The 25,950-nt window shown below is 41.9% G+C and carries 22 protein-coding genes and 1 pseudogene; 8 read left to right on the top strand and 15 right to left on the bottom strand.

Going from position 1 to position 25,950, the window contains the following annotated elements; all coding sequences use genetic code 11:
• Nucleotides 1-369 precede the first annotated feature (369 nt).
• From NPUN_RS42480 to fni, 3 genes and pseudogenes are all read right to left on the bottom strand, one after another.
• Nucleotides 370-522: pseudogene (locus tag NPUN_RS42480) on the bottom strand (IS4 family transposase); the annotation flags it as partial.
• A 64-nt stretch (nt 523-586) separates the two neighbouring features.
• Complete coding sequence (gene sppA / locus NPUN_RS06320) at nt 587-2,422, bottom strand: signal peptide peptidase SppA (RefSeq protein WP_012407986.1); 1,836 nt, start codon at nt 2,420-2,422, stop codon at nt 587-589.
• Nucleotides 2,423-2,495: 73 nt separating this feature from the next.
• Nucleotides 2,496-3,545, bottom strand: a complete 1,050-nt coding sequence (gene fni, locus NPUN_RS06325; RefSeq protein WP_012407987.1) for a type 2 isopentenyl-diphosphate Delta-isomerase — start codon at nt 3,543-3,545, stop codon at nt 2,496-2,498.
• 153 nt (nt 3,546-3,698) lie between these two features.
• Here fni and NPUN_RS06330 point away from each other — a divergent pair, with 153 nt between their 5' ends.
• Complete coding sequence (locus tag NPUN_RS06330) at nt 3,699-4,286, top strand: Uma2 family endonuclease (RefSeq protein ID WP_012407988.1); 588 nt, start codon at nt 3,699-3,701, stop codon at nt 4,284-4,286.
• A gap of 151 nt (nt 4,287-4,437) precedes the next feature.
• Here NPUN_RS06330 and NPUN_RS06335 read toward each other — a convergent pair whose 3' ends face one another.
• The 4 genes from NPUN_RS06335 to NPUN_RS06350 form a co-directional block, all read right to left on the bottom strand.
• A complete protein-coding gene (locus tag NPUN_RS06335; RefSeq protein ID WP_012407989.1) occupies nt 4,438-4,818 on the bottom strand; it encodes a DUF6632 domain-containing protein in 381 nt (126 codons plus the stop codon).
• Nucleotides 4,819-5,017: 199 nt separating this feature from the next.
• On the bottom strand, nt 5,018-5,269 hold the full coding sequence (locus NPUN_RS43000) for a hypothetical protein (RefSeq protein ID WP_012407990.1): 252 nt from the start codon (nt 5,267-5,269) through the stop codon (nt 5,018-5,020).
• 283 nt (nt 5,270-5,552) lie between these two features.
• A complete protein-coding gene (locus tag NPUN_RS41600) occupies nt 5,553-5,849 on the bottom strand; it encodes a hypothetical protein (RefSeq protein WP_167315582.1) in 297 nt (98 codons plus the stop codon).
• A gap of 118 nt (nt 5,850-5,967) precedes the next feature.
• A complete protein-coding gene (locus tag NPUN_RS06350; protein WP_012407992.1) occupies nt 5,968-6,252 on the bottom strand; it encodes a hypothetical protein in 285 nt (94 codons plus the stop codon).
• Nucleotides 6,253-6,402: 150 nt separating this feature from the next.
• Between NPUN_RS06350 and NPUN_RS06355 the strand changes: the two genes are divergently transcribed.
• Together NPUN_RS06355 and NPUN_RS06360 are read left to right on the top strand one after the other, a co-directional pair.
• Complete coding sequence (locus tag NPUN_RS06355; protein ID WP_041565226.1) at nt 6,403-7,011, top strand: hypothetical protein; 609 nt, start codon at nt 6,403-6,405, stop codon at nt 7,009-7,011.
• A complete protein-coding gene (locus NPUN_RS06360) occupies nt 6,951-10,187 on the top strand; it encodes a HEAT repeat domain-containing protein (protein WP_234711055.1) in 3,237 nt (1,078 codons plus the stop codon). The genes NPUN_RS06355 and NPUN_RS06360 overlap by 61 nt, the downstream gene beginning before the upstream one ends.
• A 107-nt stretch (nt 10,188-10,294) precedes the next feature.
• Here NPUN_RS06360 and NPUN_RS41605 read toward each other — a convergent pair whose 3' ends face one another.
• Both NPUN_RS41605 and NPUN_RS06365 read right to left on the bottom strand, forming a co-directional pair.
• Complete coding sequence (locus NPUN_RS41605; RefSeq protein WP_167315583.1) at nt 10,295-10,459, bottom strand: hypothetical protein; 165 nt, start codon at nt 10,457-10,459, stop codon at nt 10,295-10,297.
• A complete protein-coding gene (locus NPUN_RS06365; protein WP_012407993.1) occupies nt 10,460-11,974 on the bottom strand; it encodes a phenylacetate--CoA ligase family protein in 1,515 nt (504 codons plus the stop codon). It abuts the gene before it with no gap.
• A gap of 210 nt (nt 11,975-12,184) precedes the next feature.
• Here NPUN_RS06365 and NPUN_RS06370 point away from each other — a divergent pair, with 210 nt between their 5' ends.
• Nucleotides 12,185-13,879, top strand: a complete 1,695-nt coding sequence (locus NPUN_RS06370) for a serine/threonine-protein kinase (protein WP_012407994.1) — start codon at nt 12,185-12,187, stop codon at nt 13,877-13,879.
• A 57-nt stretch (nt 13,880-13,936) separates the two neighbouring features.
• Nucleotides 13,937-16,084 (top strand): serine/threonine-protein kinase, encoded by a 2,148-nt coding sequence (locus tag NPUN_RS06375; protein WP_012407995.1) that lies wholly within the window; start codon nt 13,937-13,939, stop codon nt 16,082-16,084.
• Between the two features lie 355 nt (nt 16,085-16,439).
• On the opposite strand, the gene NPUN_RS06380 is transcribed toward NPUN_RS06375, so the two are convergent.
• Nucleotides 16,440-17,210, bottom strand: coding sequence for a GNAT family N-acetyltransferase (locus NPUN_RS06380; RefSeq protein WP_012407996.1), 771 nt, complete (start codon nt 17,208-17,210; stop codon nt 16,440-16,442).
• A gap of 572 nt (nt 17,211-17,782) precedes the next feature.
• Here NPUN_RS06380 and NPUN_RS06385 point away from each other — a divergent pair.
• Complete coding sequence (locus NPUN_RS06385) at nt 17,783-18,169, top strand: DMT family transporter (RefSeq protein ID WP_234711056.1); 387 nt, start codon at nt 17,783-17,785, stop codon at nt 18,167-18,169.
• A gap of 53 nt (nt 18,170-18,222) precedes the next feature.
• On the opposite strand, the gene NPUN_RS06390 is transcribed toward NPUN_RS06385, so the two are convergent.
• Complete coding sequence (locus NPUN_RS06390; protein WP_012407998.1) at nt 18,223-19,197, bottom strand: threo-3-hydroxy-L-aspartate ammonia-lyase; 975 nt, start codon at nt 19,195-19,197, stop codon at nt 18,223-18,225.
• Between the two features lie 208 nt (nt 19,198-19,405).
• Between NPUN_RS06390 and NPUN_RS06395 the strand changes: the two genes are divergently transcribed.
• Entirely contained in the window at nt 19,406-20,218 is an 813-nt protein-coding gene (locus NPUN_RS06395) for an SDR family NAD(P)-dependent oxidoreductase (RefSeq protein WP_012407999.1), read from the top strand.
• A 246-nt stretch (nt 20,219-20,464) separates the two neighbouring features.
• Entirely contained in the window at nt 20,465-20,665 is a 201-nt protein-coding gene (locus NPUN_RS06400) for a heavy-metal-associated domain-containing protein (RefSeq protein WP_012408000.1), read from the top strand.
• 247 nt (nt 20,666-20,912) lie between these two features.
• Here the strand turns inward: NPUN_RS06400 and NPUN_RS06405 are convergent, their stop codons facing one another.
• From NPUN_RS06405 to trpB, 4 genes are all read right to left on the bottom strand, one after another.
• On the bottom strand, nt 20,913-21,857 hold the full coding sequence (locus NPUN_RS06405; RefSeq protein ID WP_012408001.1) for a hypothetical protein: 945 nt from the start codon (nt 21,855-21,857) through the stop codon (nt 20,913-20,915).
• 266 nt (nt 21,858-22,123) lie between these two features.
• A complete protein-coding gene (aroF, locus tag NPUN_RS06410) occupies nt 22,124-23,224 on the bottom strand; it encodes a 3-deoxy-7-phosphoheptulonate synthase (RefSeq protein ID WP_012408002.1) in 1,101 nt (366 codons plus the stop codon).
• A gap of 260 nt (nt 23,225-23,484) precedes the next feature.
• The gene (gene trpD / locus NPUN_RS06415; protein WP_012408003.1) at nt 23,485-24,576 is read right to left on the bottom strand and encodes an anthranilate phosphoribosyltransferase; all 1,092 of its coding nucleotides are present in this window, start codon (nt 24,574-24,576) and stop codon (nt 23,485-23,487) included.
• Nucleotides 24,577-24,691: 115 nt separating this feature from the next.
• Nucleotides 24,692-25,921: a tryptophan synthase subunit beta gene (gene trpB / locus NPUN_RS06420; RefSeq protein ID WP_012408004.1), complete on the bottom strand. Its 1,230-nt coding sequence runs from the start codon at nt 25,919-25,921 to the stop codon at nt 24,692-24,694.
• Between the last annotated feature and the right edge of the window lie 29 nt (nt 25,922-25,950).

The following is a 25,950-nucleotide window of genomic DNA, read 5'->3' on the forward strand; positions in this document are numbered from 1 at the left end:
TGCACCAAAAATACTACAGAACGACTGCAAAAATCACCTCGTTCGCGGTTTTCTCCGGGATCAAGTTTTTGCTACTGCCAGCAGATATATATTTTACGGGATTTTTTGATTGCACAAACTTGTGATGAGCGCGGTTGCAAGCATAAAATTGACAAGAAATACCGCCCATTTTGGGAATTAACCCAAATGCTTTGGGCGGAATTTGCAAACCATCTAGAAATGATATCGTATAATTAATCTTTTTGGCAGAAACAAGTATAAGTTTTCATATATGCAAGTTGCTGTCCTGCTGTACCCTTTTATGGGTTATATAGTGCTTCTCAGTTGAGTGCAATACAGAACTAACCCCCAGTCCCCATTGGTGTCAACTTAATAAGATAAAGCCCAAATTTGTTGGGTGTAAGCGTCAATCTCTCGATGGCGCTTACGCCTGGATTTGACTAATCCAAAGAGCTTTTGATGTTCCACAAGATAAGGAACAGCCTCACTGGCATCACCACGGAGAACAGCTTGGGAGAAATTACATCTTTTGGTTACTTTTTGCTTAAGTTGACACCAATGGGTGGGGTATTGCCCCTACAGAAAGTTACTCAATCTTCAAGTTGAAAGGCAAACGGGCATAAACTCCCTGTGGATCGTTCATTTTTTGCAGAATCTTTACTTCCTGTTGCAGTTTCTGAAATTCAGTAGTCAAGGGATTGGATGGTTTGAGTTGCGCCGCTTCAATTCCTAAAGCAGTCCGTGCCTCTTCAGTTGCACGCCCAAAAAAGCGTTCTCCGAAGCTGCTAGTACGAGGATATTCTTGGACTTCCCAATCTTCTCCTAGTTTCGCCTCTTTGACAGCATAAGCGATCGCACTATTCAAACCACCAATTTCATCCACTAAACCAATTTCCTTCGCCGCCACACCAGACCAAACCCTTCCTTGGGCAATTTCTGCAACTTTTTGTTCTGGGAGTTTCCGACCTTGAGAAACTTTATTCAGAAACATATTATAAATACGGTTAACACTACGTTGATAAAGTGCCAACTCTTGAGGCGATTTTGGACGCGAAACTGTTTGACTATCAGCATAGGTTCCAGTTTTCACCGAATCCCAGGTGATGCCGTTATCACTCGCTAGCTTTTCACCATTGAACAGCAACCCAAATACACCTATTGAACCTGTAATGGTATTTGGTTCAGCAAAAATGCGATTAGAATCGCTAGCAATCCAATAACCCCCAGAGGCGGCTACATCACCCATTGACACTACAACCGGTTTTACCTCACGGGTTAATTTCACTTCTCGCTGCATCACTTCGGCTGCGGTAGCGCTACCACCAGGACTATTAATCCGCAATACAACAGCCTTCACATCCTTATCTTGTCGGAGTTTGTTAAAGATTTTGGCAAAGCGATCGCCTCCTACTTGTCCACCATCACCTTTACCATCGACAATCTCACCCTCAGCATAAACAACGGCAATTTGATTTTTTGAGCTACGTTCTACACCCAAAGATTTGCCAGAAACTTCTGCGTAGTTATTTAGGTTAATTTGTCGGAATGTTTTGTCGTCTTTATCGCTATTTGTCAACTTTTTGAGGTCACTTACCACTTCATCAGGGTATGCTACTCGATCGACTAAACCGCTAGTCTTGGCTTGTGTGGCTTCTAGTACCGCCTGACTATCTGCGATCGCTTGCAACTGGTTAGGTTCAATTTTCCGACTTGCACCTACAGTAGTGCGCCACTCTCCCCAAACATCATCTAACAATTTCTGAGTTTGCTCGCGGTTTTCTGGACTCAATTTTTTGAGAATAAACGGTTCTACAGCACCTTTGAATTTACCCACCCGCACGACTTGCACACCAATGCCGTACTTCTGTAATGCACCCGCTAAGAACATCGGTTGTGAACTCAAACCGTTGACTTCCATCATTCCCAAAGGATTAAGTACAATGGAATCTGCCACTGAACTAAGGTAATATTCCTTTTCACTCCAATCACTGCCATAAGCCACAATCTTTTTCCCAGAAGCGCGAAACTCCTCCAGCGCTTTTCGAATTTCTTTAAGGGAGGCATAGCCGACGTTACCAGCTTGACTAGCGCTAGTTGAATCGAGGTAGATCCCAACAATTCGCGGATCGCGTCGTGCTTTTTCCAAAGTTTCTACAACTTTGCGGAGTGCCATTCTTTCGTCATCCACACCTGATATTGTGTTTTGAAACAGTTCGTCAGAACTAGGTTCGCTATCAGTAATTTTCATTGACAAGTCAAAAACCAACACTGACTTATCTTTGACATTTGGCCCTGTATCTTTAGACGAGCTAGCAGCGAATATTAGCAACAATAATCCAGTGGTTCCTAGACCACCAAAAATAATTAGTCCTAATAATGTGCCAACTAAACTAGCAAAAGTTTGTTTGATAAAATTACGCATTAGTTATTGGGAATTGGGAATTGGGCATGGGGCATTGATAAAGGACAAATGGCTAATGAATGACCTACTTAATTTATTCTATGCGCTGTAAACTGCCAGAGTGCTTTAACTGATACAAGGTAGCGTTGCCAGTGCAGAATAAGACTGTGGTGATTTCGGCGATTAATACTTCAGCAAGTTCCGCAACTGCTGTTTCTGATATTGCTGCTGCTTGCAAAAAAGGCATTGCTAAACCAGCTATATCTGCTCCCAAGGCGATAGCGGCTGCAACATCCAGTCCATGACGCAAACCTCCTGAAGCAATTAAGGGCACATCAGGAGCGATCGCTCTAATAGTTGTAATGCACTCTGCCGTCGGTAAACCCCAATCGGCAAAAGTCTTCCCTAATCGACGTTGTAAGGGATTTTCTGCCCGTTCACTTTCTACCTTTGCCCAAGAAGTACCCCCTGCACCAGCGACATCAATTGCTGCTACTCCGGCGGCAATGAGTTTGTTAGCGATCGCTGCTGAAATGCCGTTACCAACTTCCTTTGCAATCACTGGCACTGGCAATTTAAAACATAATGTAGAAATCTTGTCAATCAAACCCCGGAAATTAGTATCACCTTTGGGTTGAATGCACTCTTGTAGAGGGTTAATATGTAAAATCAGGGCATCAGCCTCTAGGATATCAACTACCCGCAGACATTCATCTAAGCCGTATTTATAGTTAAGTTGCACAGCTCCCAGATTCGCAAATAGCAGAACATCGGGCGCATATTTGCGGACAGCAAAAGTATCAGCCACCTGGGGTTTTTCTACCGCTACTCGCTGGGAACCAACACCCATTGCAATTTTGTAATGTTGCGCGACTTGGGCCAAACGTTGATTAAGAATTGCGGCTTGTTCTGTTCCACCAGTCATGGAAGAAATTAACAAGGGTGCGCCAAGGTGTTTCCCCAGGAAAGCTGTACTGATATCAATATCGTCATGGTTCAGTTCGGGTAAGCAAGAATGGGTGAAACGATAACGTTCCAGTCCATTCGTGATTTGATGAGACTGAACATCTTCCTCTAAACAGATCCGAATGTGATCGGCTTTGCGATTCTGAGTTTGTGCAGAGATGTTGGTAGGGGCGTTCACTAGTGGGTATGGCTAAAAGTATTGGCTTGCGATCGCTATTGTTACATTGTCTGCAACCGTATTTTTATAACAAAAATATTTATTTTCCCTATCTTTAGGGTACGTTACGCTATTGATAACATATCCATTCCCTCATTTTATGAGTTAATTTATATGATTTTACAAACAGAAAAGCGCTACTACACCCCAGAAGAATATTTGGAATTAGAAGAGAAAGCTGAATATAAAAATGAATACAGAGATGGAGAAATTATTCCTATGACAGGGGGAACAACTAACCACAACAAAATTGCACTTAATTTTTGTCGCAAGTTTCCCTTGACAGTACAAGGACAAGATTATGAGATTTACATAGGCGATGTGAAATTATCAATACCCCGTTATCGCCTTTATACTTATCCTGATATTATAGTCATCAAAGGTAAGCCTATTTATGAGGGAACAGGTACAACAATTATTACGAATCCCTTATTAATTGTTGAAGTCTTATCAAATTCAACTAAAAATTATGACAAAACAGATAAGTTTAAATATTATCGTTCAATTCCTGGTTTTCAAGAATATATTATGATTGACCAGTATAGTTTTGCTGTGGAACAATTTGCAAAGCAAGCAGAAGGTCAATGGATTTTTAAGGAATATGAAGGTGAAGATGCAGTTTTAGTCTTAGATTCTATCGATTTTCAAATTACCTTGCGTGATATTTACGAACGGGTAAATTTTGAGTTGATTGAGGAATAAAACCCCTTATACATCAGAAATGGGGAAAATTCAAATGATTTTAGGACTTACGCACAAGTTACGGAATAGCAAACCACAGAGGCACAGAGAGCACAGAGAAATCAGAGTTTGAGAGATCATTTGCGTAAGTACTAGATTTGTTATGCCGCGTTCATTCATGCACTGAAACTACTTCGCGTGACGCTAGGAAACCAAGGACAATTGCCACCAAGATCAATGCTGGAATGTCGCCAAAGAAGTGACCATGTTCCACAGGGTCAATCACTGCTTGTACCGCCATGATCAGTGCGTGAACAAAACTTGACCAGACGGTGAACCAGATTAAACTGAGATGCGCTTCTGGTTCTCGAGAAGCCCGTAGTAAAAATACACCAAGCGTCCCATAAATGCCAACGATCATCTGTTCGTATTCGTGTTGACCTGGTTGCCATGACCAGCCCGATGGCCAGATATTCATCAACGGATAAATCAGAAGAAAAGCAATTCCAACAACAACAAGGGCGATTTGCAAGTACCGATGCTGCTTATCCATTACTCCAACCTCACACTATTTTTTAAGGGTAGTTTCTACTAATGGAATGCCTACTTTTAATAGTATTCTCACTAGTGACACTTCAACTTGGGAGTGTTAGGAATCTTGATGTTTCTTGTGGTTTAAAGCTGATTCAACACTGAATCGTCTGCAAAACAATGGGCATCATTCACCCTGAATGATGCCTACTTGTTGCTTGTTACGCAGTCTGTGTAGAAGCTGCTTTTGAGTCTGCGGTGGATTTTAACCGGGTGATAGTGGCTTTACGAATGCGTAGGCGTAGCCCGCCGCAGGCATCGTTTTTGCGTACTCCGCCTGTCATTTCATATTCCCGGCTGTCTTTGCCATACTTCAACACTACACCACTGACTAAGCGCTCTGAGGTTTCCCGAATGGTCTTTTCAAGGGTTTCTATTTTTTCCTTTGCTGAGTCAATGGCAGTTAGCATCATATTATACTCGTCAATCTGGTTGCGGAGTTGCCCAGTTAACTCGGTTAAATGGTTTAAACTGATCGAATCACCAAAGTCGAGGCTGGAATTAATCGATTTAAATCCGATTACTCTCTGCTCGGTTTTTCTAGCACGGTAGAGCTTCTTTTTTGGCGTGGCATTAATGCAGACTTTTTACTAAACTTTATCTTTCTAGAGTGTCTCAATGGAACAGTATAGTGGTTCAGTAAAACTTGCAAAATAAGGTGTTTTTTGTAACAAGATTGGATTGGTAGTTCAGTAATTACACGACAATAGGCTTGTGTTTTGAACGAATAAGCTCGTGTTCTGAACAAATAAGCTCGTGTTCTGAACGAATAGGCTCGTGTTCTGAACGAATAGGCTCGTGTTCTGAACGAATAGGCTCGTGTTCTGAACGAATAGGCTCGTGTTCTGAACAAATAGGCTCGTGTTCTGAACGAATAAGCTCGTGTTGTGGACGAATGGACTTGTCTGCTTGATTACTTTTTAAACCTGAAGAAGCCCACCCCAAGAATAAGGCTACGGTGTACATAGAAGTCTGAAATAGCTGATTAACCAAGGTTTTACCCCACCCTAACCCCCCTTTCCAAGGGGAGGGAACTGGATTTCTTGTTTCCCCCCTTTCCAAGGGGGGATTAAGGGGGGTAATTCGACCGAGCAAAGAGGGGCTTGTGATATTATTGATCCTCAGAACGGCGATGTTTGGGTAACAGGCTCTTTTTCTGTTTTTCTTGCAAACTGCTGGCTTGTTTCAGGACTGGAATACACTGGTTAATCATCCAGATTAAAACCTCGATTGGTGAGTCTCCTTGCTGAATGCGGTTTTCGGCATTTACGCCAATTAACATTGTTTGCAGAATTAACAAGAAAGCATAGGCGTAGCCCGCACTTCGGCTGCGCTCAGTGGCCCTCGTAGACATCGCTCTTTGATTTGCACTTTGACCACGTTTTTTAGCTGACATCTGAATTCACCTTGTTTTTGGGTTTACAAGGTCAATTATTTTTTTGGGTGTTTCCCCAGACACATCCCCCACGCAACGTCTATAATGCTTGTATCGTCAGGTTTTGCGGCTTGGGGAAGCTTGTTTGGGTAATTAAAAATTATTTGGCTGATGTCAAGAAATATTCGTGGAGATGAATCAGCTTTAGAGAATGTACTCAGTCTCGTAGAAGCATTGCTGCAACTGTCGGTAGAGCAAGACTGTGAATCAAAACTTCCACTTTGCGTTGTCTGGAATGCTGATAAGCTGCGAATTACCGGATATAAAAGCGAACAGACAAGAGGAAACAGAAGCAAAACAACTGAAGTTGGTACAAAAAAGGAATATTTACTCAAACTGATTAAAGATGCTGGCAAAACTTTAAAACTTCCCCAGCAAAAAGCGGAACCTAACGTTTCTCAGAAAGAAAGAGAATTAGACGAGCTTCAAACTGCACTCGACTGGTTGAAAGAGTTGGGAGTGCGAGAAGATCAAAAATCTACAAAAAGTCAAGGTTATTGGAAATTTACCCTGACGCTAAAACATCAGACAGCGACAATAAAAGAGAATCTGGAGGTGGTTAAGCAGAATTGGAAGGAACACCCAAAGACGAATTTAAAAGAAACATCCCAGGTACAAACAACAGATAATACTTCGATTGGCAAGAAATCTGCGGCGCTATGCTGGAAAAGCACAAGCGTCTCACCACAAATGAGTTGCTGTTTGCTGATGATGAGATGAAATTTGAGCTAGAGGCAATTCATGTCCCTTTAGCATTAGTGGAGCGTAACAAACCGAAGAAGTGGAGCGAGGATATTTCCCCAGAACAAGGTTCGCAACTTTACGAACCGAGTTATGAAGAGAAGCAGCGATTTGAACATAAGGCTTTTTTAGAGCAAATTATCGGTGATGGTGTTGGTAAAACTCAAGGACACCGCATCGGTTTAATTGGGGAACCCGGTGCGGGAAAAACTACTCAGTTGCAAACTATAGCTTTTTGGATATTAGACAAGAATCTGGGTTTACCAATTTGGATTTCTTTGGCAGACTTGCAAGGAAAGAGTGTAGAAAATTATCTGCTACAAGATTGGCTGAAGAATGCTTTAGAAGTGGTGCGTGTAAAAGAAGAACAGGAAAACGCTTTCGCAGATTTATTCAAGAATAATCGTGTGTGGTTGTTGTTGGATGCAGCAGATGAAATGTCTTCACCCCAACCATTAACTGAGATTTCCCAGCAGTTGACGGGATGGGTGAAAAATGCGCGGGTTGTGCTGACTTGTCGAGTGAATGTTTGGGAAGCAAACGCCAACGCTTTAGAAAATTTTGAGACGTATCGGTTACTCAATTTTGAATATCCGCAAGACGTGAAAAAATTTATTCGGCGTTGGTTTCACAACAAGGATGCAGACAAAGGGGAAAGATTATGGCAGGAATTAGATAAAGCTGAACGTCAGCGCATCCAAGATTTAGTGAAAAATCCTTTGCGGTTAGCGCTGTTGTGTAGCACTTGGCAAGGTTCAGATAAAGGTTTACCGGAAACTAAAGCCGGACTTTATCAGCAGTTTGTGGAAGAGGTTTACAAGTGGAAAGAAAACCGCTTCCCTACCACCGAACAGCAGCAACAAGAATTAAACGCAGCGTTGGGACGTTTGGCAAAACGGGCAATTGATCAAGAAACGTCACGGTTTCGGCTACGACATAAGTTTGTGCGTGAGGAATTAGGTGATGCAAAACAGCAAAATTCTTTATTTTGGTTAGCGTTAAAGTTGGGATGGCTAAATGAAGTTGGACTGGCTGCGGAATTAGCAACGAAAGAGAAGGTTTACGCTTTCTACCATCCCACATTTGAGGAATATTTTGCAGCTTTGGCGGTTGAGAATTGGCACGAGTTCCTGAATCATGTTCCCAACAACCCAGCGCTAGGCGTTTATCGCATTTTTGCACCGCAGTGGAAAGAGGTGATTTTGCTGTGGTTGGGACGTGAGGATGTGGAGAGGGAAGACAAGGAAGAGTTTATTCAGGCGTTGGTGAAATTTGATGATGGGTGCGGAGAATACAGAGCTATTGATAGAGTCAGAAGGGGATTTTACGAGTTTCGCGCTTATTTTCTCGCTGCTGCGGGGGTTGATGAGTGGAAAAATTCTGTCAATGCAGATGCTATTGTGGCGGAAATTGTTAAATGGGGGTTTGGTGAGTTTAAGGTTGAACAAAACAAGTGGGCGAGATTTCTCGAACCAATCGCAGAGGGAGCAAAGACAGCATTGCCTCAGACAAATCGCATAAAAGCGATCGCTGCCTTGGTGGAGTTAATCAGCCAACCACAACTGGATCATAGTACCCAATGGCAAGTGGCATATAGCTTAGGGAAAATTGGCTCTGGCAACCAAAAAGCGATTGATGCTTTGGTGGAGTTAATCGGCAATCCACAACTGGATGATTCTACCCGAAGGCAAGCGGTAGAAAGCTTAGGGCAAATTGGCTCTGGCAACCAAAAAGCGATCGCTGCCTTGGTGGAGTTAATCCGTAAACCACAACTGGATGATTCTACCCGATTGCAAGCAGCAGAAAGCTTAGAGCAGATTGACCCTGGGAACCAAAAAGCGATCGCTGCCTTAATCGAGTTAATCGGCAAACCACAATTGGATGATTCTACCCGATGGCAATCGGCAAAAAGCTTAGTGGAAATTGACCCTGGCAACCAAAAAGCGATTGATGCTTTGGTGGTGTTAATTGGCAAATCACAACTGAATTATTTTAGCCAAATAAAAGTGGCAGAAAGCTTAAAGCAAATTGGCTCTGGCAACCAAAAAGCGATTGATGCTTTAGTGGAGTTAATCGGCAAACCACAACTGGATAATTTTAACCGAACCCTAGCGGCATCTAGCTTAAGAGAAATTGGCTCTGGCAACCAAAAAGCGATTGATGCTTTGGTGGAGTTAATTGGCAAACCACAACTGAATAATTCTATCCGATTGCAAACGGCAGAAAGCTTAGGGCAAATTGACTCTGGCAACCAAAAAGCGATTGATGCTTTGGTGGAGTTAATTGGCAAACCACAACTGGATAATTCTACCCGAAGGCAAGCGGCAGAAAGCTTAGGGGAAATTGACCCAGGCAACCAAAAAGCGATTGATGCTTTGGTGGAGTTAATCGGTAAACCACAACTGGATGATGATACCCGATTGCAAGCGGCAGAAAGCTTAGGGCAAATTGGCTCTGGCAACCAAAAAGCGATTGATGCTTTGGTGGAGTTAATCGGTAAACCACAACTGGATGATTATACCCGATGGCAAGCGGCATATAGCTTAGGGCAAATTGGCTCTGGCAACCAAAAAGCGATTGATGCTTTGGTGGAGTTAATCGGCAAACCACAACTGGATGATTATATCCGATTGCAAACGGCAGAAAGCTTAGGGCAAATGGACTCTGGCAACCAAAAAGCGATTGATGCTTTAGTGGAGTTAATTAGCAAACCACAACTGGATGATATCCAATTGCAAGCGGCAGAAAGCTTAGGGCAAATGGACTCTGGCAATCAAAAAGCGATTGATGCTTTGGTGGAGTTAATTGGCAAACCACAACTGGATGATTCTACCCGAAGGCAAGCAGTATTTAGTTTAGAGAAAATTGACCCAGGCAACCAAAAAGCGATCGCTGCTTTGGTGGAGTTAATCTGTAAACCACAACTGGATGATGATACCCTATGGCAAGCGGCATTTAGCTTAGAAAAAATTCTGTCAGAGGAACAGATGCCGAGTGTTGTCACCGTGTTGAAGGATTACTTATCACCTGAAACTTACAAAAATGACTTTGACCAATTTGATAAATGCTACGAAGTTATCTGGAAGTGCGCCCAAAGTATGTCCTACCCCGCTTTTTATCAAGCTTGGCATCAACAAGAGAAAGTGAAAGATTGAGAGTAGGAAAGAAAAATACTTTCTTCAGCCAAAACATAAGCTAAATGTAGAAGCAGCAATCCCTTGTAAAGACCCGATTCATCGCATCTCGTAAGCATCTCGTAAATCTATCGCGTCCGATCTTTCCGCAATCCAGGGAATGCGTCGCCCCTAATAAAACAGATATTGTAAACAGAATGCGAATGTGTAGGCGTAGTCCGCCGCAGGCATCGTTTTTGCGATCGCACCCTTGTAGAGACGCGATGAATCGCGTCTTCTTGTATTTGATTCATCTATTGACGCGTATAACGATGTTTCACCCCAATAGGGAAATATTCAAAATCACCCATTGGCGCTAATGTAACCAGTGGTGTTTGATACTCTACCGGAACATAATTAGCAAACTCGCCATTTAACCGTAGCAGTTGTGAAAGAATAGAAGATGCGATCGCTTGCTTTCTATCTTCACTACCCTCTACCCCTGCTCCTAACTCCACAACCACAGATAAAAATCGATTCTTGTCTGCATCTTCCTTCACCTGCAACACGAATTTACCAGTCACCCATTCTTGAATTCCTGGTTGCTCTAATCCCACCGTCACATTTTCGGGATAGATATTTGCGCCAAAGTAGGAAACTGTAAAGTTAGAACGCCCGAATACATAAACGAAAGGTAGCTGATGAATACCTCTAGGTAATTCTTGACTGTCAGAACGCAGATTTTCAAGCGGATTGAATCCCCATTCAGCTAAAAATTGCAGCATCGCATCATAACTAATTATTCCGCCAGTATCTAAAATGTCATAACGCACTAAGGGAATACCATTATCTCCCGAAAACAGCAATCCGCCATCTTGAACTTCAAAAAAGCGATTGCAAGGATCATATTGTACAAGTGTGGGTAAACGCGATTCCCCAAATAATGCTCTAGCTGCATCGGGATTTATTGCTAAAAAACGGCGAATGCAGATACTTAACGGTGTTTCATTACCTAAAACTCCTGCATCCGCAGTGCCGTAAAGTGATGCAAAATCATAGCAAGGATTTTGTGAACCAACTCTTTCACCAACTAAACTCCGCCATTCTTCACTAAATACTTCTCCCGCCATCACTAATTTAATCTGATATTGCTGCCACTCCACACCACGGGCAATACCAGTATCAATTACATCTTTTAAAAATGGCGGGTATCCCAACAGCACCACTTGTTCAAATGCTGAACCTAGTTCTTGGACAACTCGCAAGATTTCTTCTTTGTTGTTACCAGGAGTAATTACGCTGATGAGATAACCTTTGCTAGCAAGATAACGACAGCAATTAGTGGTAAACATCCCACCTACCCAAGTGCCTAAAGTGAAACAAATCACTGCTAGGGTACGTCTGGTATCTGAATGAAAACTATCGTGAAAAATCTGTTCAAAACGTGTGGCGATTTGGAGTTCATCTGTGAAAAAACGAGGCCAAAATGTCGGTTTACCACTAGAACCTGATGAAGCGGCGATCGTATCACACGCTTCTAGTTGTCCGTTGTGGCACAAGTCAGCTAAGGGATAACGCAGTATATAATTTTGTTTAGCGATCGCTGGGAGTTTTTGAAACTCCTCCAAGGTTTGAATAGTCGCGGGATTAATTTCCCTTTCAGCTAAAAAAGCTTTGTAGGCAGGTACATTAGCCGCCACATCATGAAATAAAGTTAAAGCTGCCGAAGTTTGAGTGTTGAGATGCCGTTGCAATACTGTTTCTAGGGGAGTAGACAAAAAATCTTCAAATGCTTTAATTACTCGCTGCTGTCGTGGTTTGCAGTTCATGACGCTTGTTATTTATCCTGAAATAGAACCAACACTGTTAATTGCTGTGAGCATTTTAGCCGTTATCTGATACCCGCGAAACTCTAGTAATTCTTACCAACATCGATTTAATCTAGGAACACCCATCTCCTAATATTTGGTAGGATATCCGAAAATGAGGGTATGCGCGTTGTAGTCATCCAATAAAACATTAATTTATCCTTCAGCACCATGCAACTCTATTGCAGTAGACAACACACAAATAATGGTGGTAACCGCTTTTGTACCCATTGTGGTGAACCATTACCTCTTGCTGTGGGACAGGTTGTGGATAATCGCTATCAAATTATCCGTCATTTAGGGCAGGGCGGCTTTGGACGCACCTATTTGGCGGAGGATATAAGTCAATCCCATCGAACCTGTGTGCTGAAGGAATTTGCGCCCCAAGTACAAGAACATCAAGATTTACAAAAAGCTAAAGAGTTATTTGAGCGAGAAGCCAATGTTCTGAAAAAACTCCAGCATCCACAGATTCCGCGTTTTCACGCCTCGCTACAAGTGAAAATAGGTACTAAAGATTTTTTCTTTTTAGTACAAGATTATGTGGATGGTGACAATTACTACCAATTATTAGAACAACGCGAGAACGAAGGCAAAACTTTCAGTGAAGAGGAAGTAATCACCCTACTGCAACAGATTTTACCTGTATTAGCTTACATCCACTCACAAGATGTTGTTCACCGTGATATCTCTCCTGATAATTTAATTTGGCGGCGTTCTGATAATCTACCCGTGCTGATTGATTTTGGTGGTGTCAAGCAATTGCCAGCTTCTCAAGGTTTTTGGCAGACGAAGTTGGTGGGAAATAATACTTTGCTGGGTAAAAAAGGCTACGCTCCAGAAGAGCAGTTACGGCAAGGGAAAGCATTTTTTAGTAGTGATTTATACTCTTTAGCGGTTACGTCACTGGTGTTGCTTACAGGGCAAGAACCGCAAAAATTATACGACAGCTACCAGGGAATTTGGGGTTGGGGAAAACAAATCCGAGTTAGTTCCAAACTGGAAGCGGTGTTAAAAAAGATGGTGGCTTATAAACCGAGCGATCGCTATCAACGAGCCGAGCAAATCCTCAAAGATTTACCATCATCAAGTGCGGCTAAATCAACTGGCAATTCGATTACCACCAAGATTAAAACGATGGTAGTTGCTCCGGGAAGACAACGCGCCAGCGCTATTGTGAGTAGATTTCAGAACAGAACGCAAGCGATTGCCAAACCGATATCTTTCCCTCTTTGGATTCGTCCTTTTATGATGAGTTTAGGGGGAACAGCTTTAGTTGTTTTAACCGGCGCAGGTGCTTGGGGGGTAGTAAATGCAGTTATTCGCAGCGTATCTTCAATTACCATCCCATCAATTTCATTACCGCAAATTCCCCAGTTTCCAAGCGGTAAACCAGGTAGTGACAAAGGAAAAAACCCTAATCTCCAGGAAATTATCAGTCGTCGCCAACAGCTAGAAATTACTGAAGGATTTTTTATTCCCTTCGTAGATGATTTATTTTATACAAAAAAACCAGAATTAAAAGGACGTAGCCTAACATCTAAACCTGAAGACGCTGGTTTACGAGATGAATGGTCTGGTATCGCTGACGATTTATTGAATAAAATAGAACAGGCAAAGCTCAGTACAGAAGCTCGTCAAAAATTAGGTAAATATAGTCAAAAAGATTACGATACATGGAGACGACAAGCGCGATCCGGCCAATTGGGGAACTATACACTTGAGCAACTGAACAAAGACACAAATGAAAAATTTGATCGGTTGTTTCCTGGTCAGGAGCGTGGGAAACTGAATCAAAAGACCTTCGGTCAAATTTGGTATGCGATCGCTGCCGATCGAGTCAGTAAAGTACAATCTGGCAAGTAAGGAGACTGGCGACTAGGGAAGAATAACAAATGACCAATGACAAATGACCAATGACAAATGACCAAAATATATTGTTATAAAGGACATGAAAATTCCCCAGGTAGTCGCTTTTGTCTCCAGTGTGGTGAAAAATTGTCGGGTGCGCCCATGAGTTATAGTATCCAACCGGGACTAACTTTAGGCGATCGCTATGTAATTGTGCGTCAAATTGGCCAAGGTGGCTTTGGACGCACTTATTTAGCCGAAGATGTCAACCGTTTCCGCGAACTTTGTGTTTTAAAAGAATTTTCCCCCCAAGTTCAAACCGCTTACGTTGTTCAAAAAGCAGAAGAACTGTTTGAGAGAGAAGCGAGTGTTCTCTATAAACTGCAACATCCGCAAATTCCCCGCTTCCGAGAACTGCTGCGGCTAAACTTAGGCGGCAAAGAATATCTGTTTTTGGTACAAGATTATGTAGAAGGGGAAACTTACAATTCTTTGTTAAATGCGCGGTTACAGCAGGGTTTGCGCTTTACAGAAGCAGAAGTACGCCAATTGTTGCAGCAAATTTTGCCAGTGTTGGAATACATCCACTCACTGGGAGTAATTCATCGAGATATTTCTCCAGATAACTTAATGCTTCGGACTGTTGACAAATTGCCAGTTTTAATTGATTTTGGCGGTGTCAAACAAGTAGTAGCAACCGTAGCTTCCGAATATTACCAACCCGGCATGGTTGCATCTTCCCCATCACCAACCCTATTAGGTAAGGTTGGATTTGCGCCCCCAGAACAGATGCAAACTGGGTTAGTATCTCCCCACAGCGACTTATACGCTTTAGCAGCATCAATGTTGGTTTTACTGACAGGGAAACAGCCACAAGAATTAATTGATACCTATAATCTTACCTGGCAATGGCGACGGGAAGTAAGCGTAAGTCCGGTTTTGGCACAGGTATTAGATAAAATGCTATCTGCCAGACCAAGCGATCGCTATCAATCAGTTCGTCAAGTAATCGAAGCCCTCAACCCGCCCCCAGCTAACTTTCCCCCAACTCAATATCCCACCCCACCACAACCCACATCCGCCACCGTCGCCATCTCCCCCCCATCCCCCTCATCTCCCTCATCCCCCCCATCTCCCCCCCCTCCCTCTTGGTGGACACCAACAAAAACTTTCTTAGTGGCGGCGGCGGTAGCTGGTAGTGTTGGATTAATTTGGTGGGGAGTGAATAGCAGCCGCAACGATATCGGGGAAGTTCAACCTACTCCTACAGCCAGCCCGACTCCAACCAGTAACCAACCAACCGATCCTTTAGCGCAATATTCACCAGCAGAACGGCAGCGTAAAGAAAAATTAAACGATCGCCGTCAACAGTTGGGGATTAACTCTAACTTCTATGTGAACTTGGTGAATCAAGTTTTTTGGGACAGAAACCCCAGTGTACGCGGGCGCACTCTCAGCGATGGGACTGAAGATGAGGGTTTGCGGGCAGAATGGGATAAAACAGCCTCAGAATTGCTGGAAAAACTAGCACCCCTGAGTTCGAATACCCGCCGACAACTGGGAACTTATACAAGCGCTGAACGCGATCGCTGGAAAGTAGAAGTCAACAAAATCAACGTTGGTAGTCGTTCTTTGTATGATTTGGGAGACGCTGCATTTTTAAGTGTATTCCCTGAACAGCGTGGTAAAGATTTCCGAGATCAGCCCATTGGACAAGTTTGGTACGGTTTTGTTAGCGATAAACTCAGTGCGATCCTCTCCGGTAGCGCTTTCCAGAAACTTGTCTTTGATCCGGGCGCTACTGGCAAAACAGTCAGTGGTAATCTTCAACCTGGTAGTGGCAAAGTATTTATTGCTGGACTTGCTAAAAATCAATCTCTGGAATTGAAACTACAAGCAAATTCCCAAGTTTTGTTATCAGTCTATTCACCCTCTGGCAAAATCCAATTTTTAGAAGATTCTACCAAGCGTAGTTTATCAACTAAATTACCAGAAAACGGATTTTACGAGTTTGTCGTGGTTTCCACAGCATCGAAACCAGTAGACTATGAACTCACCGTTACAGCAGAAAATCCCACTCCTCCCCCATCGCCAACACCTACACCCACGGAAACATCCACGCCTGAACCAACACCAACACCAACATCTACTCCCACAGAAACCCCCACACCTGAACTTACACCTACGCCTAGTGCTGAGGTGACTCCCCAGAAGAATTAAAAATATCGGGGAAACCCAAGTAAGTTGACATTAAGACTATCCTGCTATAGGACTCGTATTTAATTGCGTGAAAAAACTCCGTACAACTCAAAAACCCTTCTTTGCTATTGCCTCTTGCCTATTCAATACTTTTCGGGTTTGGGGGAAAGGAGAAAGGGAAAGGGTTTGAATTTCCCTTTCCCCAAAGCCCAGTAACCTTTCTCCAGACCAAAAGAGAGATTATTGGGTTTAACCGAAAAGTATTGCTTGCCTCTTGCCTTCCCACGCAAGTAAATATGACTACGCCACGCTGCGCGAACAAAAATCAAAGCGGATTCTTATAGATCAGATTTTTGGTTTTTTGCGCGTAGTGCGGCTAAACCCCAAATTGTACGCTATCAAATATGACTAAGAAATCAATGCCAAACTGCTTATTAATAGCTGGAAGACTACATACTTTAGCACCACTAGCTAAATATATTTTTAGAATATTAGGAATCTCAAGGTTAGATGGATCTGGATGTGATTGAGAAACTTCTAAGAAAGATTGTGAATTGGGATAAACCAAAATATTTGGATGCATAAGTGCATTTTGTTGAAAATAATTGTAAGCACAGCAAGCTACTAAAGGATCTTGTGTTGGTAATGATACACAACCAAGAAGATATTTACTTTTGGTAAAAGATAAATAATTATTAACTCCTTGCCAAAGCAATACAAATGTTTTAAGACTACGATATTTCTTTGCTATGCATACACGTCCAATTTCCACACTTAATTGAAGCACTGAATCGGTAATTGCATTAATATCAAAGTACTTAGCTGAGTAAAAACCCAAGTTTTCAGATGCTGTATTATAAGTTTGTAGTCGACAGCTTCCAATTATTTGATCGGTTTGTTTACAAATAATGATTAAATGATCAAAAACTGCATCAAAGTCGTCTTGATCCATCTGACTCAAGTGAGAAATAGAGTATCCTACACCTAGTTCAATATTAAAAGCTTGAAAGCGCAACCTGAAAATTGGTTCTAATTCGTCTTTATTTGAAGCAAGTTTTAGGATATAGTTTTCAGTTTCGATTTCGGGAAAATATTTGAAGGAATCAGATGAATAAGTAAGTTCAGATGCAGAACTAATGTTTATCATTGGATTTCGATAATCAATATTGTGTCAGTGAAAGCGCAAATACTTAGAAATAATGCCTGATAAATCTTACATTAGTGAATATTCTGATGTTAAATAAACAATTATTGTGCTTATAATTCCACCAGTTATGCTGTGAAAACTCTCTACAAAACTAATACCTGAGAAATATTCAATGCTATTTACTATTATTCCTGTCTGTCAGAAATTTATCTTGATCCAATTAAATCGTTTTCAACTACTATAACTAAGCATCAAAAACTCAAAATCTCAGAGTAAATAAACCACACTGAATGTAACCACATTTATTAATAGATGATGCTTATATTTAAGTTTTTAGCTGTTTTTCTATAAATAATCAAGTACTTTTATTAAGTTAAAAAGACACAACCGCTAGAATTATGTCTTTTTTTTTGAGTTGAAAGTTGCATTAATGTGGTTTTTTTTGAATTAAATCTTTAGGATTACTACTTATAAAAACATTAATATTTTTTATGAAAACTAATGGTTAAAATTGCAACTAATTTACTGAAGAGAATCACAGAGGTTATTTTTTTGTGTCTGGGTTCTAAAATTTGCTTGTTGATATTATGGGATTAAAAATGCTTCATTTTTCACAATTACCTTGGTTAATTGTTACTATGTCTGCTTTCTGCAATTGTCTTGGCAATATTCTAATAAAGCAGTCACGTTTAGCAAGTAATAATTCTACTAGTTTTATTGTAACCATCACTTCTCCTTGGTTTATTGCTGGTTTGATTGCTTACTGTATAGGGTTACTTTTATTCGCCAAAGCACTAGATAAACTCCCTATTTCTATAGTAGTACCAACATCTCAAGGAATTGGATTTATTTTAGTTAATTTTATTTCCTATTGGCTATTTAAAGAAAGTTTGACATTCAACCAAATTATTGCAGTAAGTTTGATCTTTGCTGGGATTGTTGTCATAGCCTATCAATAATTCAGTATTAAACTACTACCCTGACAATCCCATTCCTTCAAAGGGTGGGAGTGTCAAAATCCACCAGAAAACAATTTACCAACTTGCGCCAAATCGACATTTCCACCACTGATGATCACACCAATCCTCGACTCTGGTGCTGTCACCACACCTTCGAGTAAGGCTGCGGCTGCAAGTACTCCGGTGGGTTCAACTACAATTTTCAGACGTTCCCACAAGAAAAACATGGTGCGAAGAATTGCTTCTTCAGATACCGTCACCATATCATCGACGTAATGCAGCACTAAGGGGAAAGTAATTTTACCAAGGCTAGGAGTCCGCGCACCATCGGCGATGGTATCAGGATTCTTGACAGTTTGCAGGGTTTTGGTGTGAAAAGAGCGGGTAGCATCGTCGGCAAGTGCTGGTTCTACCCCGATTACTTTACAATTGGGTAAAAGTGCTTTAGCTGCGATCGCACATCCTGAAAGTAATCCGCCACCGCCACAACAAACTAATAGCAAGTCCAATTCACCAACTTCTTGAATCAGTTCTAAAGCAGTTGTTCCCTGTCCGGCGACTACATGGGGATGATCGTAAGGAGGGATGAGTGTCAAAGAGCGATCGCTTGCTAAACTTTGGGCTAATTCTTCTCGGTTTGCCTCCTGGCGATTGTATAAAATTATCTCTGCACCATAACCACGAGTCGCAGTTTGTTTGACAGTGGGTGCATCATCAGGCATGACAATAGTGGTAGGGATATTGAGGAGTTTACCAGCTAGAGCGATCGCTTGAGCATGATTTCCTGATGAATAGGTGATAACGCCTGTTTGTTTTTGGGCTACCGATAGTTGCGCTAAGGCATTATACGCCCCTCTAAATTTAAATGCCCCGGTGCGTTGAAAGTTCTCGCATTTAAAGAATACTTGGCTATTGGTGCGATCGTTAACCATTCTAGAAGTTAGCACCGGCGTGCGATGGGCAATTCCCAAAATTCGCTCTTGTGCTGCTTGCACATCAGTTATAGTAACGGAATTAGTTTGTGACATTAATGACAATATTAAATATTTTTGCTCTTGTTTATATAGATACAGATTTTTATATTTGCGTCTCTTATGCTTGATTGAAGCATACTCGTTTCAGGTGGATAGCATCATTTATTGTCTGTATAAAAATAGCTACAGCAAACATTATATATTGCTGTAGCTAAATTTATAGAACTTAAATTAATTAACTCACATTCGCCATTTTTCTAGCATGAATAAAACATCTGAAAGTCGGCAAAAAAAAACTGCTCTAATTACAGGAGCGGCTAGTGGGATAGGCTATCAATTAACCCAGATTTTTGCCCGTCATGGTTATAATCTGGTGTTAGTGGATAAGAATGAGCAGAAACTTACAGAAATCATAAATGAATTTCCGCAAAAGTTTGGTATTTTTGTGAAAATTTTGGCTAAGGATTTATCTATCCCAACATCTCCAGAAGAAATTTTTAGAGAACTCCAGCAAGAATCCATCAAAATTGATGTGCTGGTTAACAATGCTGGCTTTGGCACTTATGGAGCATTCAGCGAAACAGACCTCAGTATTGAACTGCAAATGCTTCAGGTAAACATGGTGACATTGACTCATTTAACAAAGTTATTTCTCAAAGATATGGTCGAGCAAGACTATGGAAAAATATTAAATGTGGCCTCAGCAGCAGCTTTTCAACCAGGGCCTCTAATGGCAGTTTATTTTGCTACTAAAGCCTATGTCTTATCCTTTTCAGAAGCGATCGCTAATGAATTAGAGGGTACTGGTGTTAGCGTGACTGTTCTTTGCCCCGGGCCAACAGCATCAGAATTCCAACAAACTGCTGCAATGGAAGATTCAAAGATTGCTAGCGTTAACAGAATGATGGATACGGCAACCGTTGCTAAAATTGGTTATCAGGGTTTAATGAAAAACAAAACTGTTGTTGTTCCTGGGATGAGAAATAAAATATTGACCGAAAGCGTCAGATTTACACCCAGAAATCTAGTAACAAAGGTTGTGAGAAGTATGCACGAACTTAAAAAAAATAGGTAGCTCGATATTTTATCCTGTTTCAACTAAATCGCCAGACTAACTTTCTTCACACAACAAATTGCACAAGGGCATCTACCAAAAACTAGAGGGATTAGCCATCCAACAACTAATAATTTAAGTCTAGCTATTATTTATTACTATCTTTTGGATATTCAATTCCCTCACTATAGTAAGATGTTTCCTCACTGTCTCAATCGTTATTATATTGATGAAATAGAAATTAAAGTTGACGAACTGAGGTAAGTAATGACAATTGAATTGAAAGTTCCGAATATTAAAGGTGATGAGTGCGCCAAGAAAATAACTAAATCTATTTTGACGATGGAATCTGATGCCAAAGTAGATGTGAATGTTGATGCTAAAACCGTAACTGTAGATGCTGCGGCTTCTGAAGAGTCGATTAAACAGATAGTTCAATCTGCTGGTTATACGATAGAAGGCTATTAATGACTTCATCTAAATCTCCTCAGAAATTTTGATGAAGTAATTTAGTCGGCACAATTGCTTTTTTATATATTCGCCCGGAAACCGGGCGGAATATTAATAAACAGTATTTTTATCTTCTGCACGCTTGAAATACTTAGTTTTTAACTTAATTGATAAACTGCAACAGATACAGACTAGATGATTTTGAAAGTATTGCTGTATATTTTGTTTGTCCTGACAAAAATTTTGAAATTTCCAGTATTTCTTTTCAAGAACGGATTAACATCGGGTCATAAATTTGACATTCCTGAACTCCATAATTGCCCAAAATCAAGCTAGCCTGCTCAAGCTCTTTGTCTGTGCCACTAACGATGAGTATGTAATTGCCTTGAGAAATTTGCTCGTTGTAAAAACGTGCCCATTCATCTGCTATTCCTAGCCTCATAGCGTCAAAGCGCTCACTTAAATTAATACCAGTTAGCCCAATAAATTGAGAAGAATCTTTACAAATTAAAGACATCTGGTTTCCTGAAAAACCTGCTATATACATATCGTTAATTGCAGCTTTAGCATTATCTATGCTATCAAAACAACTAACAGCATACTTACTTAAAATCCCACTTTTATTAGGAATGGTAGTAGCAGAGTTTGTAGATAATTGCTCACTACTTAGAGGCTCGTAAATACCAAATTCTTCAATACCCCAACGCTGTAGAATTGCTTCTACTTTAGCAATTTCAAAAGATGTACAATCCACGATTATGAAATAGTGCCCATGCTCTACTCGCTCGTTATATGCTCTAGCTTGCTCTTCCGATATTCCCCAACCAACTAATGCACCAGCAAAAGTGCCAGTAGCAGCACCAATACTTGCACCAACAAGGGTTGTAACCAAAGCAGTTGCAGCTGCGCCAGCCAGCATTATTGGCCCAACTCCAGGGATTGCTAAAGTCCCAAGACCTACTAATAAACCAGTCAACCCACCAACAGCGCCGCCTGAAAGCCCTCCTACTGTTGCACCCTCGTCGGCTTTATCACCAGTGCGCTCTTTAATTTCATCATTAGCAATCTCATGATTGCGAGCTATATTCTGTACAACTACAGATACTTTGTCCATCGCCAAGCCAGAATCTCTCAACTCATGTAGGGCCTGTTCTGCATCTCGACGATGAGTAAATACGCCTACAGCACGTTGATATTGACTTAAAACCATTATTACTCCTTGGTAGCAGGGTCAATTAATTCCCCACAAATCTAGTTTTTCATTACCTTGTAATCTTAAATACAATTTTATTTAACTCGGAACTATCGTAAGTAATAAAAATTATTATGGTTAAGGCAAGAGACGCGATGAATCGCCGTCTCTACAATAATCAGTCTTTCGTGCTGATGAAAACCCGACCAACGGATTCTTTTGTTTAAAAAATCTGTTGATCGGGTTTAGCCATTCACAAAAAATTAGCTGAGATTACACTCTGTTTACTTTGAAAGTTCCGGCGCGAAGAGAATGCGGTTGTCATTAATGCTATCAAATGTAGGTGTAGACCAGCGATCGACTACTTTGCCAATAATTGACATTTCTTGAACTAAGCGGTCAAATTTATCAGGGGTGAGAGATTGCGGCCCGTCAGATAAAGCTTTTGCGGGATTGGGGTGAACTTCAATCATTAAGGAATCTGTACCAGCTGCGATCGCAGCGATTGCCATCGATGGAACATATTCAGACCTACCAGTACCATGACTAGGATCGATCATAATCGGTAAATGGGTCAGCGATCGCAATACCGGAAGCACAGATAAATCTAAAGTATTCCGGGCATATTTACCATCAAAGGTTCTAATTCCCCGCTCACAAAGAATCACATTTGGGTTTCCTGATGCCAAAATATATTCTGCTGCCATCAGCCACTCGTCAATTGTGGCAGACATCCCCCGCTTCAGCAGCACAGGTTTATCTTGAGCGCCTACCTTTTTCAGCAGCGAGAAGTTGTGCATATTCCTAGCTCCGATTTGGATTATGTCAGCTGTTCTCGCCACTGCTGATAAATCGGCAGCATCCATCAATTCTGTGACGATACCCAAACCAGTAGCTTCCCGTGCTGCTGCTAATAAATCTAAAGCGCTTTCCCCATAACCTTGAAAGGCATAAGGTGAAGTGCGGGGTTTGTAGGCTCCGCCGCGCAGAAACTTCGCTCCTGCTGCCTTGACGCGCTTTGCAGTTTCGACAATCATTGCTTCATTTTCAACGGAACAAGGCCCAGCTACCACCACAATCGGATGATGTTCGCCGAAATAGACATCACCGTTGGGTGTAGGTACAACAACCTCGCTGGCTTCTCCATGTCGGAATTCTCGGCTTACCCGTTTGAAAGGTTGTTGCACTCGTAATACTTGCTCAATCCAAGGGCTGTACTCTTGAATCTGTAATTTATCGATGCTAGTGGTATCACCAATTAGCCCTAGCACAACTTTATGAGTGCCAATGCTTTTTTCTACGGTGACTTTCCAAGTTTCACTTAGTTCTTGGCTGATGCGAGTAATTTCCTCAGCAGGTGTACCGTTTTTAAGTATGATAATCATCTATTTTTCCTTGTGTATAGTTTGTGGGTGTAAAGGCTAATCATTGCAGGTCAATGCATTAGCATTGCAGGTCGATGTATTGGCATTGCAGGTTGATGCATTGGCATTGTAGGTCGATGTATTGGCATTGCAAGTCGATGCATTAGCATTGCAGGTCGATGCATTGGCATTGCAGGTCGATGTATTGGCAGCTTTAGAAAACTTGTCTGTACATCGTGGCCTCGTAAAAGAAATAGGGAGGCTGGGTGGGAAAGATTTGTCTAGCGCAAAAATTCAGCAAGTTGTTCTAGTTTTGTCCAAGCTGCGCCGCTTTGCAGAATTTCCTTTGCAAAGGCAATACCTTTGACACAACTGGCTAAAACATCCGTTTCCCCATGAATGGCTTCACCAACTTGGAATGCTAGGGCTGTATTTAAAGCAACAACATCTTGCTGTGCTTGCGTGCCTTTACCTTGAAGAACTGCCTTCAAGATGTCGGCATTTTCTTGGACATCTCCACCGCATAACGCCGCAGTTGGGGCAAAATTTAAACCAAGTTCTTGAGGGTTCAGCGTTAGAGAACGCACCTTTTTATCTTGGAGTACAGCTAAGTCAGTGACATCTGCCAAACCAGCTTCATCTAAACGTTCGCGTCCATGAACTGCGATCGCTTGCTGACATCCCAATTGGGATAAAGCTTGCACAATTTCCTCTAGTAGAAGCGGATCGTTCACACCAATAATTTGCCCCGTTGGTCGCATGGGATTTACTAGCGGACCGAGTAAGTTAAAAACAGTCCGCACTTTCAAAGTTTTTCGCAAACTAGCGATCGCTTTGAGTGCAGGATGCCAACCTGGAGCAAACAAAAAGGTAATTCCAACTTCACCCACTGCGGCTTGTACTTTTTCAGGAGTGGCGTTGAGATTTATCCCCAAAGCTTCCAGCACATCAGCCGAACCGGTCTTGCTAGATGCCGAACGATTGCCATGTTTAGCAACTTTTACCCCGGCGGCGGCAGCAACAAAGGCAACAGCAGTCGAGATATTAAAGGTGGAAGCGCCATCTCCACCAGTTCCACAAGTGTCAATTAGTGGGGCTGGGTACTGGGTACTGGGGATTGGGGATTGGGATTGTAAGACACTGGCCATGCCTACTAATTCTTGGGCTGATACGCCTTTGGCTTGAATTGCGGCTAAAATCGCTCCTGATAGTACATGAGGAATGGCATCTGTGAGCCAACCTTGCATCAAATCCGCAGCTTGGGGAACTGTTAACGATTGCCGATTCAGCAACTGTTGCAATAAAGCTGACCAGTTATAGAATTCAGAAGGGATGGCGATGTTATCAGGTGGAGTTTGAGTTACAGCTATCATAATTAGTCATTGGGCATGGGGCATGGGGCACTTGTACTGAGCGAAGTCGAAGTATTGGGCATTGGTTATAGGTCATTACTCATTCACGAAGGACAAATGACAAATGACAAGAAAATTAAGGAATCAGGACTTTGGCGACGGTTTGCACATCTTTGTCACCTCTGCCGGAACAATTGATGACAATGCGGGGACTGCCTTCTAACTCAGGGCAAAGGGTTTCGAGATATGCGATCGCATGAGCAGTTTCCAAAGCTGGGATAATTCCTTCTAGTTGCGAAAGTCGTTGAAATGCTTCTAACGCTTGTTTATCAGTCACACTGTAATACTCGGCGCGACCAAGATCCTTTAAATAACTATGTTCTGGGCCAACACCGGGATAATCTAATCCGGCACTAATTGAATGAGCTTCGATAATTTGACCGTCATCATCTTGCAGTAAATAGCTCATTGCACCATGCAATACACCTATTTTTCCTTTTGTCAAGGTAGCTGCGTGTTTTTCTGTATTTACACCTTCACCCGCCGCTTCGACTCCAATTAGACGTATTGAAGGTTCATTGAGAAATTCATAGAACAAGCCGATCGCATTGGAACCTCCACCCACGCAAGCCAGTAGAATATCTGGTAATCCTTCCCATTTCTCCTGGGATTGAGCGCGAGTTTCAATACCAATTATCGCGTGGAAGTCACGGACAATCATTGGGTAAGGATGAGGCCCGGCGACAGAACCCAAGATGTAATGGGTTGTTTCCACATTTGTCACCCAATCTCGAATTGCTTCGGAAGTTGCATCTTTGAGAGTTCCCGTACCTGCCTCCACTGGATGAACTTCTGCCCCCATTAATTTCATGCGGAAGACATTCAGGGCTTGGCGTTCCATATCGTGGATGCCCATGTAAATCACACATCTCAAACCAAACCGCGCACAGACAGTTGCAGTTGCTACGCCATGTTGTCCTGCACCTGTCTCGGCAATAACCCTTTGCTTACCCATACGTTTAGCGAGTAACACCTGAGCTAAAGCATTATTAATTTTGTGAGCGCCTGTATGATTTAAATCCTCACGCTTTAAATAGATTTGCGGCCCAGTGCCATCTGGTCTAGCGTAGTTTGCTGTCAAGCGTTCAGCAAAATATAATGGGCTGGGTCGTCCGACGTAATCGCGCAGTAGGTTTTGCAGTTCTGCTTGGAAACTCGGCTCGTTGCGATATTTTTGAAATGCTGCTTCTAACTCACTTAATGCAGGCATTAAAGTTTCGGGGACGTATTTACCACCAAATCTTCCAAATCTGCCTAAAGAATCTGGTTGGATAGTTGCAGTCTTGATGTCTTGTATGCTTACCACTGTTTAAAATCCTTTTATGTTCAAGTATT

Origin of the sequence: Nostoc punctiforme PCC 73102, assembly GCF_000020025.1 — a bacterium.
GTDB lineage: Bacteria > Cyanobacteriota > Cyanobacteriia > Cyanobacteriales > Nostocaceae > Nostoc > Nostoc punctiforme.